This is a genomic window from Catellatospora tritici (genome assembly GCF_019083965.1).
Lineage (GTDB): Bacteria > Actinomycetota > Actinomycetes > Mycobacteriales > Micromonosporaceae > Catellatospora > Catellatospora tritici.
The window spans coordinates 61,018-75,886 of record NZ_JAHRCY010000035.1 but is presented as its reverse complement, the minus strand read 5'-3'; the positions used below and the strand labels follow the sequence as shown (position 1 = coordinate 75,886).

At 68.4% G+C, this 14,869-nt stretch carries 11 protein-coding genes; 3 read left to right on the top strand and 8 right to left on the bottom strand.

From position 1 onward, the window contains the following. Nucleotides 1–33: 33 nt before the first annotated feature. From KUA19_RS39970 to KUA19_RS39955, 4 genes are all read right to left on the bottom strand, one after another. Nucleotides 34–1,389: an extracellular catalytic domain type 1 short-chain-length polyhydroxyalkanoate depolymerase gene (locus KUA19_RS39970; RefSeq protein WP_308167919.1), complete on the bottom strand. Its 1,356-nt coding sequence runs from the start codon at nt 1,387–1,389 to the stop codon at nt 34–36. A 43-nt stretch (nt 1,390–1,432) separates the two neighbouring features. Then, nucleotides 1,433–3,250, bottom strand: a complete 1,818-nt coding sequence (locus tag KUA19_RS39965; protein WP_217404865.1) for a family 43 glycosylhydrolase — start codon at nt 3,248–3,250, stop codon at nt 1,433–1,435. Nucleotides 3,251–3,321: 71 nt separating this feature from the next. After that, nucleotides 3,322–4,668 (bottom strand): RICIN domain-containing protein, encoded by a 1,347-nt coding sequence (locus KUA19_RS39960; protein WP_372452027.1) that lies wholly within the window; start codon nt 4,666–4,668, stop codon nt 3,322–3,324. A gap of 537 nt (nt 4,669–5,205) precedes the next feature. After that, complete coding sequence (locus KUA19_RS39955; RefSeq protein ID WP_217404864.1) at nt 5,206–6,576, bottom strand: glycoside hydrolase family 6 protein; 1,371 nt, start codon at nt 6,574–6,576, stop codon at nt 5,206–5,208. Between the two features lie 484 nt (nt 6,577–7,060). Here KUA19_RS39955 and KUA19_RS39950 point away from each other — a divergent pair, with 484 nt between their 5' ends. Together KUA19_RS39950 and KUA19_RS39945 are read left to right on the top strand one after the other, a co-directional pair. After that, nucleotides 7,061–8,524, top strand: a complete 1,464-nt coding sequence (locus KUA19_RS39950; RefSeq protein WP_372452022.1) for an arabinofuranosidase catalytic domain-containing protein — start codon at nt 7,061–7,063, stop codon at nt 8,522–8,524. Between the two features lie 162 nt (nt 8,525–8,686). Then, nucleotides 8,687–11,083 (top strand): ricin-type beta-trefoil lectin domain protein, encoded by a 2,397-nt coding sequence (locus tag KUA19_RS39945; protein WP_372452021.1) that lies wholly within the window; start codon nt 8,687–8,689, stop codon nt 11,081–11,083. A gap of 276 nt (nt 11,084–11,359) precedes the next feature. On the opposite strand, the gene KUA19_RS39940 is transcribed toward KUA19_RS39945, so the two are convergent. From KUA19_RS39940 to KUA19_RS39925, 4 genes are all read right to left on the bottom strand, one after another. Beyond that, complete coding sequence (locus tag KUA19_RS39940) at nt 11,360–11,509, bottom strand: hypothetical protein (protein ID WP_217404877.1); 150 nt, start codon at nt 11,507–11,509, stop codon at nt 11,360–11,362. Continuing rightward, nucleotides 11,506–11,856 (bottom strand): L-rhamnose mutarotase, encoded by a 351-nt coding sequence (locus KUA19_RS39935; RefSeq protein WP_217404858.1) that lies wholly within the window; start codon nt 11,854–11,856, stop codon nt 11,506–11,508. Before KUA19_RS39935 ends, KUA19_RS39940 begins: the two co-directional genes overlap by 4 nt. A gap of 64 nt (nt 11,857–11,920) precedes the next feature. Beyond that, nucleotides 11,921–12,676, bottom strand: coding sequence for an SDR family oxidoreductase (locus tag KUA19_RS39930; RefSeq protein ID WP_302563794.1), 756 nt, complete (start codon nt 12,674–12,676; stop codon nt 11,921–11,923). After that, complete coding sequence (locus KUA19_RS39925; RefSeq protein ID WP_217404854.1) at nt 12,676–13,701, bottom strand: zinc-dependent alcohol dehydrogenase; 1,026 nt, start codon at nt 13,699–13,701, stop codon at nt 12,676–12,678. Before KUA19_RS39925 ends, KUA19_RS39930 begins: the two co-directional genes overlap by 1 nt. A 199-nt stretch (nt 13,702–13,900) precedes the next feature. Between KUA19_RS39925 and KUA19_RS39920 the strand changes: the two genes are divergently transcribed. Then, nucleotides 13,901–14,791, top strand: a complete 891-nt coding sequence (locus tag KUA19_RS39920) for an amidohydrolase family protein (RefSeq protein WP_217404852.1) — start codon at nt 13,901–13,903, stop codon at nt 14,789–14,791. The last annotated feature ends 78 nt before the right edge of the window (nt 14,792–14,869 follow it).

The following is a 14,869-nucleotide window of genomic DNA, read 5'->3' as shown; positions in this document are numbered from 1 at the left end:
CGCACGGCGGCTTCTGTCACGGCGCCCTTCGCCTCAGTTGCGCAGGCTCCATCGCTGGTTCGTGCCGCCATGGCAGCTCCAGAGCTGGATTCTGGTGCCGTTGGCGGTGGCGGCGCCTGCGGCGTCGGCGCAGAGCCCCGACTGGACGCCGGTGATGGTGCCGTCGGCGTTGAGGTTCCACTGCTGGTTCGTCTGGCCGTTGCAGTCCCAGATGATCACGGCGGTGCCATTGGTCGTGCCGTGGCCGCTGGCGTCCAGACACTTGCCGGAGACGGTCAACTGCCTGGTCGAGGTGTACGTCCACCGCTGCGGGGTGCCTCCCCAGCAGTCGTACAACTGCATCTGGGTTCCGTTGGCCGTGGCGCCGTTGGGGTCGTCGAGGCAGCGGCCGGAGCCGGTCCCGACGATCATCACATTGGTGCGGCCCGGTGCCGTACTGCTGGGCGACGGGCTGCCGGGCGGCGCACCCGTGTCCAGGCCGAGGAAAGAGATGGCATAGGCGAGCATTCCCGCCTGCGGGAGGGTGTGGCCCGTACCGGAGATGCTCACCGCCTCGACAGTGGCCTGCGTGCCGGTGCTGCCGTAGCGCGTCCGGGTCCAGCTCGCCTGCGGACTGTCAGTGTACGAGGGTGTCTGGCCCAAGCCGTTCAGGTTGGTCCACTGCTTGATCTCCTCGTTGAAGTTCGGGTAGGCCAACGTGGTGTCCGTGGTGCCGTGCCAGAGCTGCATGCGGGGGTAGCGGCCGGCGTAGCCGGAATACATCGCCCGCGCGAGATCTCCCCACTGCTGCGCCGTCTTGCTGATGTTGCCGCCGGAGCACTGGCTGTTCCACAGCGAGCCGTCGGTGGTGGCGAAGCAGCCGGCCGGTACCCCGGAGAACGCCGAGGCGGCAGCGAAGACGTCCGGGTACTCGGCGGCCAGGACGTTGGTCATCATCGCCCCGGACGAGAAGCCGCTCACCACGATGCGGGAAGAGTCCACGTTGTACCGCGTGCGTGCCCAGCTGACCATCGACATGATGCCGGTGGAGTCGCCGCCGCCGTCCCGGCGCAGCGCCTGTGGGGTGGAGACGTCGAAGCAGTGGCCTGAGCGGGTGGCCTCGGGCAGGACCATGACGTAGCCGTACCGGTCCGCCGCGGTCGCGTAGTCGCGGCCGTTGCCGCCGAAGATCTGCGCTGCCGAGCCGCCGCAGTAGTGGACCAGCACCAGCAGTGCCGGACGGGAGGTCGTGGTGTCCGGCGCGTACACGTACATGTTGAGGTTGGTGGGGTTGTTGCCGAAGTTCACCACCTGCGTCAGCGTCGCGGCTGACGCAGGTGGTGCCGCCAGGGCGACGAACCCCAGCGTGACGAGCAGCGCGGCCACCGCCGCGGCGATCGTTCGTTTCACGGATAGCTCCTTTGATGCCACGGCGATGACCGGTCATCGGTTGTCAGCGGGGTGAGAAGTCCTGGTTGTTGCCGGGGGCGTTCTTGCACTGCCACTGGTCGAGCTGCTGGCCGACGGTGCTGTTGGCGCCGTATACGTCCAGGCACAGTCCGCTGTTCTGGTTCCGGAACGAGTACGAGCCGTCTGACTGCTGCACCGGCAGCCACAGGCTGTTGGACGCGCTGTTGGGCACCTGCTGGACGATGTTGAGGACCCCGGCGGCGGTGGAGCTGTTGGCCACGGCCACGTCATAGCCGGAGTGCTGGGCCTGCAGGCGGCCGTAGCCGCTGGACACCGGCACGAACTGGAACTTCTGGCTGTTCTGCCCGCTGCAGGTGCTCTGGATGATCGCCGCGCCCGCCGCGGTGGACATGCCGCTCACGTCCACGCACAGGCCGTTGTTGCCGATGACGAGGGGGTGATAGCCGGTCGGGTAGCCGGTGGCCTGGCCGGTGGTGAACTGCCACCAGTTCACGTTGAACAGGTATCCGCTGCCACCGGTGAAGCGCAGGTAGAGGTCGTGGGTGCCGGTCGCGCCGGTCACCGGGCACGACACCGTGGTCCAGGTCTGCCAGCCGCCGGTGCCCGCCACGGTGCAGGTCGCGACCGTCGTTCCGGTCGCGCTGTCGAGCCGCGCCTCGATCCGGCCACCGCTGGCTCCCGAGGCCACCCTGGCGGTGAACGAGCTCGCACCGGTGCCGAAGGCCACGCCCTTGACCTTGATGTAGTCGCCGTTCTCGATCCAGCCGATGTTCATCCCGCCTTCGCCCGCAGCCTCGGTCTCGATGCCGCTGCCCCAGGCGATGGTCTCCGCCTCCTGCCGCACGTACGGGTCGAGCGTGCCGACCTGCGGTGCGCCGGTGGCCGTCATGTTGATCGTCGGGATCGTGCCGTCGCTGTTGTAGCTGAACTTCTCCACCGCGACCGATCGGGTGTAGCCACCGCCGCCGGGCAGCGCGCCGTTGTGGTAGAAGAAGTAGGAGCCGCCGTTGAAGTCGACGATCCCGGGGTGGTTGGTGAAACTGCCGCCCTGGGTGGGCATGATGGTGCCGCGGTACGTCCACGGCCCGGTCGGGCCGGTCGAGGTGGCGTAGGCGATGAACTCGGAGCAGCACTTCGCCGCGAAGACCATGTAGTAGAGGCCGTTGCGCTTGTAGAACCAGGGCCCTTCCTCGTACAGGGTCGGCCGGTTCGCGTCTCCGCTGCGGGTGCCGAACCCGGCGGTGGTCAGCGGGATCTGCGTCGGGCTGCCCGAGTAGGAGATCATGTCGGCGTTGAGCCGCACGTACCAAAGGTGCGGGTTGCCGTAGTACAGGTACGCCTGCCCGTCGGTGTCGATGAAGACGGTCGGGTCGATCTCGGAGCCCTGGATCAGCGGACGGCCCAGCGCGTCGCGGAACGGTCCGGTCGGGCTGTCCGACACCCCGACGCCGATGGCGTTCGACCCGTTGGACATCCGCACCGGCACGTACCAGTAGAACTTGCCGTTGCGGTAGACGGCCTGGCCCGCCCAGGCGTCGGAGCTGGCCCAACTGAAGGTCGCCAGGCTCATCGGTGATCCGTGGTCGGTCCAGTTCACCATGTCCGCCGACGACCACACGCGCCAGTCACGCATCGTGAAGTAGGTCGAGTTGTCCTCATCGTGTCCGGTGTACAGGTAGACCCGGCCGTTGTAGACCAGCGGTGCCGGGTCGGCGGTGTAGATGTGCTGCACGATCGGGTTGTCGGCGCGGGCGGTGCGCGGCGCGATCACCGCCAGGCACGAGAGGCTGAGCACCAGGGCGAGCACGCGTATCGAGGCGCGCCGCAATGTGAAGGTCACTGTTGACTCCGTGATCCGGTAGGAGGGGTGAAGGCTGGCGGCGGCACGGGCTGCCACCGCCAGCCGGTCTGTCAGTTGCGCAGGGTCCACTGCTGGTTGGTGCCGCCGTGGCAGCTCCACAGCTGGATCTTCGTTCCGTTGGTGGTTGCCTGACCGCTGACGTCGAGGCACAGCCCCGACTGGACGCCGGTGATCGTGCCGTTGGAATTCACGTTCCACTGCTGGTTGGCCTGCCCGTTGCAGTCCCAGATGATCACGGATGTGCCGTTGCCGGTGCCCTGGGCGTTGGCGTCCAGGCACTTGCCGCCGTATACCGTCAGCTGCCGGCTCGCGGTGTAGGTCCAGCGCTGGTTGGTCCCGCCATGGCAGTCCCAGAGCTGCACCTGGGTGCCGTTCGCCGTGGCGGAATTGGGTACGTCGACGCAGCGACCCGACTGCTGGCCGACCATCAGCACGTTCGACTGGCCGGGTGCGGGGCTGCTCGGCGGCGGTGAGCTCGGTGACGGGTTGGCACCGAACTGGGACAGGAACCGCCAGGCCTCCCCCTTGCTCCAAGTCCTGACGCCGTCCTCGCAGCCGGAGCATCCCTCCACCGGCGCCGGGCCGTGGCCGCCGTCGAAGGCGGCCCACTGCACCGGGTATCCGGCGCGGCAGGAGTAGGTGGTCGTGATGTGCCGGCCGCTGCCGGGAGCCGGTTCGGGGGCGTTCTGTGCGGCGCAGCCGTTGTTGCGCAGGAACGTGTCCCGCAGCGACCGACCCTGCGAGATGTTGAGGACGTTGTCGGAGATGCCGTGGATGCCGAAGTAGCCGATCGGCTGGGTGCCGCCGGCGCACCCGGACAGCTGGGCGCCCGAATAGACCACGACGGCCCGGAAGGTGGTCGCGCGGGCACAGGCGACGGCGTAGCTCATCCCACCGCCGTAGCTGAAGCCCATGGCGAACAGCTGGGTGGTGTCGACGCACAGATCGTTCTCGATCATCCGGACCATGTCGTCGGTGAAGGTGAGGTCCGCACCGTTGGTGTTGGCCCAGCCGTTGCCGAGTCCCTGCGGGGCGACCAGGATCGCGCTGTTGTTGGACTGTTCCTGCATGCCGTAGTACGACCAGGCGGTCCCGCTGGTTCCACCGGAGGAGACATCGTTCATGGTGCCTCCCCGCCAGTGGTAGGCGAAGATCAGCCGGTAGGGCCGGGTGTTGCTGTAGCCGTCGGGGACGCGCAGGATGAAACTGCGGCTCTGGCCGCTGCTCTGGATGTTGTACGTTCCGTTGTGCAGCGTGGGAGCCTTGCCGCATCCCGCTGTCGTCGCGGCGAACGCGGACGGACCGGTCAGTGCGGTCACCGCCAGGGCCCCCGCGACGACCATGGTGACCGTGCCGAGTGCGGCCAGCCACCGGTGGCGCGGCCTTCGTAAGTGGATCGTTGTCACGATGCTGTCTCCTCTGCTTGGAGCGGGCGGCACTGCCGGTGGCCGCGTGCGACTGGAGCACTCCGAGCGCACGACCGGACCGCCGTCCCCCGGGTTGGGAAAGCCATTGGTCGATGCGTCGGCAGGTGGATCCGGCCTCGGTGACGAAGCCAGGAGCGCGACCGCGAGTGGCCCGGCGTTCTTTCACCACACGGCTGCGTTGACGCGCTCGGCCCCTGCCCCTGGGGCCGTATGTCCCAGAGGGACAGCGCCACGTTAACGACATATCACGTCACATGTCAACGACTGGCGTCGATTGCGCACGCCACTCTGCACTTGCCGATCATTCCCTGTTCATCACCGTCGCCAGGCGACCAGAACCAGATTCGACACCGCGCGGAAGATCGGAACTTTGTCGCGAAACGCTTCACGAACACGTCATATGACTCGAGGTTAGTAGGCAAGTAGAAGGCAGCCCGATGCGCGGGCTCGTTCGCCCACACCGCCGGAGTCCGGACGTCGGGCGACGTCCGGACTCCGGAACCGGGTTCAGCTGCAGGTCGTGCCGTTGAGCTTGAAAACAGTCGGGCTGGTGTTGGTGCCGCTGTAGGTCGCCTGGAAACCGAAGCTGGTGCTGCCGTTGGTGGCGACCGAGCCGTTGTAGCCGACGTTCTTGGCGGTGACGGCGGTGCCGCTCTGGGTCAGCACGGTGTTCCAGGCATTGGTGATCTGCTGGTTACCGGCGTAGGACCAGGTCACGGTCCAGGTTGTGATGGCCGGGCCGCGGTTGGTCAGGGTGACCGAGGCGGTGAAGCCGGTGTCCCACTGGTTCTCCACCCGGTACGCCACCGTGCAGGACCCCGCCGGGGTGCTCCCCGACGGCGACGGGGACGGCGAGGCCGACCGCGACGGCGACGCGGACGCCGACGGGCTCGGCGGCGGGCTGGTCACCACGCCGTTCTGCGCCAGCGAGTACGCCAGGTCCGGCACGAACGTGCCCGCGGCGGCGGCGCAGCCGTCAGCCTCGCCCGGCGGCTTGACCCACAGGAACGCGTCGACGGTCGCCTCGTTGGTGGCCGTGGTCGGCGCGACACCGGTGCCGCGCCCGGCCGGGTCGCACCATTCGCTACCCAGGGCACCCTTGCCGTTGCGGCTGACGTCGATGACCTGGTGCAGGTTTCCGTTGCCGAGCGAGTTGAGCACGTTGCGGCCGAAGTTCACCTCGTCGGCGGTCCAGTGGAAGTTGGAGACGTTCGAGAAGAACCCGGCGGCGTTGGCCACACCCGCGGCCTGCAGCCGCGAGGCGGCGTCGGCGGCGCTGTTCCAGGCGGAGTGTCCGGCGTCGAGGTACACCTTGACACTTGGGTTGACCTGCTTGAGCTTGCCGACCGCGTAGCTGAGCGCCGAGTTGCGGTCGGCCTTCTCCGTGGCCGACAGGCAGGTCTGCAACGCCAGGGAGTCAGGCTCGAGGATGACCACGGCGGTACGGCTGCCCAGGCCGCCGGCGAACGCGTCGACCCAACTCCGGTACGCGGTGTAGCTGGGTGCGCCCCCGGCGCTGGCCCCGCCGCAGTCACGGTTGGGGATCATGTATGCGACCAGCACCGGGATCCGGTTGGCGCTGTTCGCGGCGTTCACGTAGGAACTGACCTGCGACTGAATCGTGCTCGGGTTGTACGACGCGAACCATCGCGCCTGCGGCTGGCTGCCGATGCGCTGGCTGATCAGCGAGGCCCGCGAGTCGTTGGGGTTGGCGGCCAGCCACTGGTTCACGGCCGAGGTCGGGTCGCGGTAGAAGCTGCCGGTCAGGGTGCCGGCTGACGCCTCACTCGCGCCGAGCAGCAGCCCGGCGGTGGCGGCGGCGACGACGGACACCGCGGATACCGCGGCGGCGAGCATCCGTCGTCGGGGCGAAGACATGAGATCGGGTTTCAACGCATCTCCTGGAGAGGTCTGTGCGTGCGTGATCGGGTGCTGCCCGGATCTGTCCGCTACAGAGGCGTGCCAATGGGAAGCTTCGCCGCCGGTTGATTCTGCCCTCATCCGCGGCGCCGCCTATCGGGCTCCACGGACATCATTCCCGCCGGATTCATTCGGTGTCAACGACTGTCCACAATCTCGTCGGTCCAGTCGCATGTAGCGTGCTGACATTCAAACTCATCCGCCGTGACCAAAAATGAAGCGCGCAATTATGTTATCGCTCATCAACATCAGGAGTCGCATCCAGATCCAGCTTGAGACGTTGCAGGTTGCCGTATTGACCGTGCAGATGTGAGCGCTACCATCGCTTTGGATCGATTCGCTAAGCACCACAGTCCGGACCGCCCTCACCCCGGCCCAACGAACCAAAAGGAACCCGGCCATGGACTATTCGCATCAGCGAAGTGCCCAGCACAGGCGATGCTTGCCCGCGCTGAGCGCCGCGCTCCTTGCCCTCCTCGCCAGCGGCCTGACACTGCTGGCCACCAGCGGCGTCGCGGCGGCGGCGACCGTCGGCACGCCCACGCCGATCACCGGCGGTCAGTCCGGCCGCTGCCTGGACGTGCCCAACTCCAGCACCAACAACGGCGTCCAGATCCAGCTGTGGGACTGCAGCGGTCAGGCCAACCAGTCCTGGACCTACACCTCCAGCAAGCAGCTGCAGGTGTACGGCAGCAAATGCCTCGACGCGAGCGGCCGAGGCACGACCAACGGCACCCAGGTGATCATCTGGGATTGCAACGGGCAGACCAACCAGCAGTGGAACCTCAACACCAACGGCACCATCACCGGCGTGCAGTCCGGACTGTGCCTGGACGCCAACGGCGCGGCCACGGCCAACGGCACGAAGATCATTCTCTGGTCGTGCAGTGGCGGCGCCAACCAGCAGTGGAGTCAGTCCACCACGACGACGCCGCCCCCCGGCTCGGGCCCGTGCGACATCTACGCCGCCGGCGCGACGCCCTGCGTGGCCGCCCACAGCACCACCCGGGCGCTCTACCAGTCGTACAGCGGCAATCTCTACCAAGTGCGACGGTCTTCGGACAACACGACCAGGAACATCGCCGTGCTGAACACCGGCGGCGTGGCGAACGCCGGCGCGCAGGACTCCTTCTGCGCCGGCACGACCTGCGTCATCACCGTCGTGTACGACCAGTCCGGTCGCGGCAACGACCTGTGGTACCAGGGCTCCAGCGTGGTGCCCGGCTCCAGCCAGAGCAGCCCCGCCAGAGCTACCTCGGAGTCGTTGACGGTCGGCGGCAGCAAGGCGTACTCGCTGTACATCAATCCGGGCAACAGCTACTGGCGCGACGGGCACCTGACCGGTGTGCCGACCGGTAGCGCGCCGGAGGGGATGTACATGGTGACCAGCGGCACCCACGTCAACGGCGGCTGCTGCTTCGACTACGGCAACAGCGAGACGACCCGCAGCGCCGACGCCGCCGGGGCGATGGACGCCATCAACTTCAGCACACAGTGCTGGTTCGGCGGCTGCTCCGGATCAGGTCCGTGGGTTCAGGCGGACCTGGAGTGGGGTCTGTACACCGGCGGCAGCCAGTCGTGGAACCCGAACCAGCGGGCGTTCACCAGCAAGTTCGTGACCGCCACCCTGAAGAACAACGGCACCTCGCGCTTCGCCATGAAGGGCAGCAACTCCCAGTCCGGCAGCCTGTACACCCTGTGGGACGGTGGACTGCCCAGCGGGTACAGCCCCATGAAGAAGCAGGGCGCCATCATCCTGGGCAGCGGGGGCGACTGCTGCAAGCCCGGCGGCGGCGCGAATCTCAGCGCCGGAACCTTCTACGAGGGCGCGATCGTCGCCGGTTACCCCTCCGACGCGACCGAGAACGCGGTCCAGGCCAACATCGTGGCCGCCGGCTACCGCTGAAAGCTCTGCGCCGTCCGCGCCGACTCGCCGGCGCGGACGGCGCCCGGTCCACGCCCGACCATGCCGCGTACACGTCGCGAATCGCGAAATCCACAGCATTGGCGCCATGCCGGGTCTGGCGCATCCGTTCCGCTACCCGAAGGGATCCACTCCATGTTGGAAATGAGACGAATTCTTCACCGGTCGCGGCAGGCGGCCGCCCTGACCGCCGCCTGCCTGGTCGCCACGGGCCTGGTGGCGGTGACCGCCGACCCGGCGCAGGCGGCCACGTCGATCACCGTCAACGGATCTTCCGGCGGACAGACGTTCGACGGCGTAGGGGCGGTCAGCGGCGGGGGCGGCAACAGCCGACTGCTCATCGACTACCCGGAGCCACAGCGCGGCCAGATCCTCGACTACCTGTTCAAACCCGGCTACGGCGCGGCCCTGCAGATCCTCAAGGTCGAGATGGGCGGCGACACCAACTCGACCAGCGGCTCCGAACCAAGCCATGAGCACGTCCGCGGGGACCTGGACTGCAACCGCGGCTACCAGTGGTGGATCATGGAACAGGCCAAGGCCCGCAACCCCAGCATCAGGCTGGCCGCGCTGCCCTGGGGCGCACCGGGCTGGATCGGCAACGGCAACTTCATGTCCCAGGACATGATCAACTACTATCTGGACTGGCTGGGCTGCGCCAGGCAGCACAACCTGACCATGGATTACGTCACCGCCGCGCAGAACGAGAAGCGCACCGACGCGACCTGGACCATCAACCTGCGCAACGCGCTCAACAGCAACGGCTACAGTGGCGTGAAGATCATTTTCGGTGACGACTACCCGGGCAGCTGGGGCCCGGCCAACACGGTCGCCGGCAACTCCACCCTGCGCAACAGCATCGATGTCCTCAGCGCCCATTACGTGTGTGGCTACCTCAGCGCGCAGACCTCCTGCTCGGTGTCGTCGACCGCCACCGGCACGGGCAAGACGCTGTGGAACAGCGAGGGCGGCTCGCAGGACTACAACGACGGCGCCAAGCCGCTGGCCCGGGGCATCAACCGCGGCTACATCGACGGCCGGATGGTCGCCTACCTCAACTGGGACCTGATCGCGGCGATCACCCCGAACCTCCCCTGGGCCACCGTCGGGCTGATCCTGGCCAACCAGCCGTGGTCGGGCTGGTACTCGGTGGGCAAGAACACCTGGGCCCTGGCCCACACGACCCAGTTCACCGCACCGGGCTGGCGGTACCTGGACTCCTCCAGCGGCTACCTCGGCGGCAACCGCAACAACGGCAGCTACGTGTCACTGAAGTCCACGAACAACACCGACTACAGCACGATCATCGAGACGATGGACGCCACGAGCGCCCAGCAGCTCACCTTCAACATCACCGGCGGCCTGTCCACCGGCCAGGTGCACGTCTGGGCGACCAACCTGAACTCGAACAACACCAACGACTTCTTCGTGCACAGCAGCGACATCACCCCGGCGGGCGGCGCCTTCTCACTGACGGTCCAGCCCGGCTACCTCTACAGCATCACCACGACCACCGGGCAGGGCAAGGGCACCGCGACCAGCCCGGGTCAAGGCTCGCTGAGTCTTCCGTACAGCGACAGTTTCGACAGCTACGCCGGCGGCCGGATGCCGAAGTACCTGCAGGACATGCAGGGCGCCTTCGAGGTCGTGTCCTGCGGCGGCGGCCGGTCCGGCATGTGCCTGCGCCAGATGTCCCAGCAGGCCCCCATCACCTGGAAGACCCTCGCCGACCCCGCCACCTACGGCGGCAACCTGAACTGGGGCAACTACACCGCCTCCGCCGACGTCATGCTCGAACGGTCCGGCTACGCCCAGTTGGAAGGCCATGTCGGGTCGACGAACCTGGACCCCATCGGCAACTACAACGCCTACTTCCTGCGGGTCACCGACACCGGATCCTGGTCGATCCTGCGCAACAACACCAGCGGACAGCTGACCACCCTGCGCAGCGGCACCGTCTCGGCGCTGGGCACCAACCGGTGGCACAGCCTGTCCCTCGGCTTCTCCAGCGGCACCATCACCGCCGCCATCGACGGCACGACGGTCGGCACCGCCACCGACTCCACCTTCGGCACCGGGCAGGTCGGGTTCGGCACCAGCCAGGGCGAGACCGCCCAGTTCGACAATCTGTCCGTGGTGGGCGGCTCGGGCGGCAGCACCAGTCCGCTCGTCAACACCAGTTCAGGCAGGTGCCTGGACGTCCCCGGCCAGTCCCAGACCAACGGCACCCAGGTGACCCTGTGGGACTGCAACGGCGGCACCAACCAGCAGTGGACCTACACGGCGGGCAAGCAGCTGCAGGTGTACGGCAGCAAATGCCTCGACGCCAACGCCCAGGGCACCAGCTCCGGCACCAAGGTGATCATCTGGGACTGCAACGGCGGCGCCAACCAGCAGTGGAACGTCAACACCAACGGCACCATCACCGGAGTCCAGTCCGGCATCTGCCTGGCCCCCAGCGGCGCAGGGAGCACCAACAGCACCCCGATCATCCTGGCGACCTGCACCGGCGGCAACGACCAGAAGTGGAGCCGGGGTTGAGGCCCTGACCACCCGGTCTTACGTCACCGAGGCGCCGGGCCCGACGGTGCGGATCTCCGTGACCGACCCATACGGTCCGTCGGGCAGGGCGTCGACCCTGTCCGACGGACCGCGTCAGCTGCCGCCGACGGTCAGCCGACCGCGTGCCACAGAGCGTCCGGCAGCTGGGCGAACGCGCCCGTCACGACGGAGTCGGCGGGTAGCGTCGCAGTGCCTCGCCCAGGCGGCGTTCGGACAGCCCCAGGCCGTAGTGGGGAGCGGTGTCGAACATCCGGATCAGTCCGCGCCGACGGCGGCCGCGGCGTCGCCGTCCGCGGTGGCATGGCCCAGGTTGCCGATGCCGGAGGCGCCGAAGCCCAGCACGGTGACGTCGATGCCGGTGCGGCCGAGCGGCCGCACCGGCATCCGGTGATCGAGTCCGGTCACGCAACCTCCCCTGTCCGGTCGTCGGCCGGCGTGCTGGCGCCGTGTTCGGGCAGCTTCCAGACCAGCGGCAGCGGCCCGCGCGCGGACACCGCCATGTCGAGCAGCGGGTGGATGACCTCATGCCACCTGTGGGTCAGCTCCAGTTTGTCCATCGCCTCCTCCATGCCCACCCAGTCCTCGCAGACGATCGTGTGGAAGAGGTCGAGTCCGTCCCGCCAGATGTGCCAAGAGTGCACACCGCTGTCTCGCAGGGCCTGCTCATGCTCGGGCGCCAGCCTCGCATGGATCCGTTCGTAGGTCTGCTCGAGACCGGGGCGCAGTCGGGTATGTAAGCCGATGACCTGCACGGTTCCTCCAGTGTGTGTGGCGCTTGGCTGCCGGTTTGCGGCGGCGGGTAGGAGCCTGACCCGGTCACCTGCTCAGCCAGCCGCCGTCGACCGGAATGAGCGCTCCATGCACGTAGTCCGATGCCGCCGAGGCAAGGAACACCGCCACGCCGGCAAGGTCGGCCGGCGTCCCCCACCGTCCGGCGGGGATGCGGTCGAGGATCGCCGTGTTGCGCCGGGCATCGTCGCGCAGGGCCTGGTTGTTGTCGGTGGCTATGTAGCCGGGCACGATGGCGTTGACGTTCACCCCGTGCGGTGCCCACTCGTTGGCCAGCGCCCGGGTCAGTCCCGCCACGCCGGACTTCGCCGCGGCGTAGCCCGGCACGGTGATACCGCCCTGGAAGCTGAGCAGCGAGGCGGTGAAGACGATCTTCCCGGTGCCGCGCGCCAGCATCGCCCGGCCGACTTCGCGTGCCAGGACGAACTGGGCGGTCAGGTCCACGGCCAGGACCCGGTCCCAGTCTTCGTCGCTGTGCTCGGCGGCCGGAGCCCGCGCGATGGTGCCCGCGTTGTTGATGAGGATGTCGACGGGCCGGTGCCACTGGGTCAGCTCCGCTGCCAGGGCGGCGACGGCGTCCCTGCGGGCGAAGTCGACGGCTCGCACCGCGCAGTGCCGGCCGTGTCGCGTCACGCGACGGGACACCTCGCTGCCCTCGTGTTCGAGCTGCGCGCTGACGGCGACGATGTCGGCTCCGGCCGCTGCCAGCGCATCGGCGATGGCCAACCCGATGCCGCGGCGAGCGCCGGTGACGACGGCGAGTCTTCCGCTCAGGTCGAACATCATCGCTGCCCGCCGCAGTCGAGGAGGATCTTCATCATTCGTGTTCCGGACGCCAGGGCGGCGAAGGCGTCGTCGACCTGCCGCAGCGGGTCGATCCGGGTGATCAGGTCGGTGGCCGGGATCTGTCCGGAGGCCACCAGCTCCACCGCGGTCTGCATGTCGTCCTGGCCGTAGAGGCGGGCGCCGAGCATCGTCAGTTCGCGCCAGAAGAAGCGGTGCAGGTCGACGTTTCTGGGGGTGGGGTGGATCGCCACCATGACGAGCCTGCCGCGCGGCGCCAGGGCTTCCACGGCGGTGTTCACCCCTGCCGCCGCGCCGGAGACCTCGAACGCGACGGCCGCGCCGTGACCGCCGCTCCAGTCGCGGACGGCCTCGGCCGTGGAGCCACGGGCGGGGTCGATGGTGGTGAAACCGAGCCGGTCGGCTGTCGCCCGCCGATGGGTGCTGGGCTCCAGTACGAGGACCCGGGCACCGGTGTGGCGGGCGACGACTGCGATGAGCAGGCCGACCGGGCCGCCGCCGACCACGACGGCATGTTCGCCGCCGACCAGTCCGCTGCGTCGCACGTCGTGCACGGCGACCGCGGTCGGCTCGGCCAGCGCGCCGTGGGCGAGGTCCAGCCCGTCGGGCAGGCCGATGAGCGCTCGCGCGGGCACGTTCCAGCGCTGCTGCATCGAACCGGCGCTGTCGATGCCGATGAAGGTCAGGTGGGGGCAGACGTTGCCGTGACCCGCGCGGCAGGTGGGGCAGTCGTCGCAGGGCAGGACGGGAAGAACGGTGACGGGAGCGCCGACGGCCCAGCCGTACACACCTTCGCCCAGTCGCGCGACGGTTCCTGACATCTCGTGGCCGATGACGGCGGGGACGGCCACCCGGTGGTCCATGGCCCCGTGCAGGATGTGCAGATCAGTGCCGCAGATGCCGGTGTAGGCGACGTCGATCTGCACCTCGCCGGCGGCCGGGGGCTGCTCGGGCACGTCCACGACGCTGATGCGCCCGGTGCCCTGATATCTGGCCTGCTGCATGACGTTCCTTCCAGGGCGGGGCAATTTAGTGCCGAACTCGGGTCGCTTGCCGCCAGTTCGTCGCCAGGGGGTTCCAGCTGATGGCATACGTATGACATCATATGTGTCGCGCATTGACAAGGTCAGCTTCCCGTCCAAGCCTCGGACTGGCGTCCACTGCGGACGCGAGGTTCGCCAACCGTTGCTCAGGAGTCACTTCATGCTGGACATCGGCAATGTCAAGGTGATCGACTCACACATCCATGTGTGGGATCCGTCGCGGGGCCGGTACCCGTGGCTCACGCCGGAGCTTTCTCCGATCGACCGCACCATGACGCTGAGCGAGCTGCTTCCCCACCTCGCCGGGCACAGCGTCGGCGCGGTCGTGCTGGTGCAGTCGGCCGACGACGACTTCGACACCGAGCTCATGCTCGAAACCGGCGACGCACACCCGCAGGTCGTCGGAGTGGTGGGCTGGATCCCCCTGGATCAGTCGGCCCGCGCGGCGGCCCGACTGGCGCGGCTGCGGGAGAACCCCCTGTTCGTCGGGGTGCGCAACCTCATCCACGAGCAATCGGACCCGCACTGGATACTGGCTCCCGAGGTGGACGCGGGCCTGGACCTGCTGGAGCAGTCCGGGGTCCCGTTCGACTTCGTGACGGCCGGGCCGCAGGCGGTGGCGGTCGCCGTCGAGGTGGCACGGCGGCATCCCGGTCTTCACCTGGTCCTGGACCATCTGGGGTCGCCGCCCGTGTCGGGTGACGCCTCCCAGTCGCGGCAGTGGCTGCGCTCACTGGAGGCGCTGGCCGAGTACCCGCGGGCCTGCGCCAAGCTGTCGGGGCTGTACCTTCGGCAGGACCCGGACCAGTCCGCGCTGGCCCGGGTCAGTGGGTTCATCGGCGCGGCGCTGGACCTGTTCGGCCCGCGCCGGCTCATGTACGGCGGCGACTGGCCGATCTGCCTGCTCCACGAACCCTATGGCCGAACGCTGGACATCGTCCGGCACAGCCTGCCCGACCTCGACGACGCGGGATGGAACGACATCCTCGCGGCGACCGCGGCGCGCGTCTACGGCATCGATGAGCGGCGTCTGGCCGCCGCCTTCGGATGACAGGCCGTGCCCGGGTGGTTCGCGGTCGAACCACCCGGGCAACGCACGTCCGACGCGCCGGTCATCACCTGCTCGCCG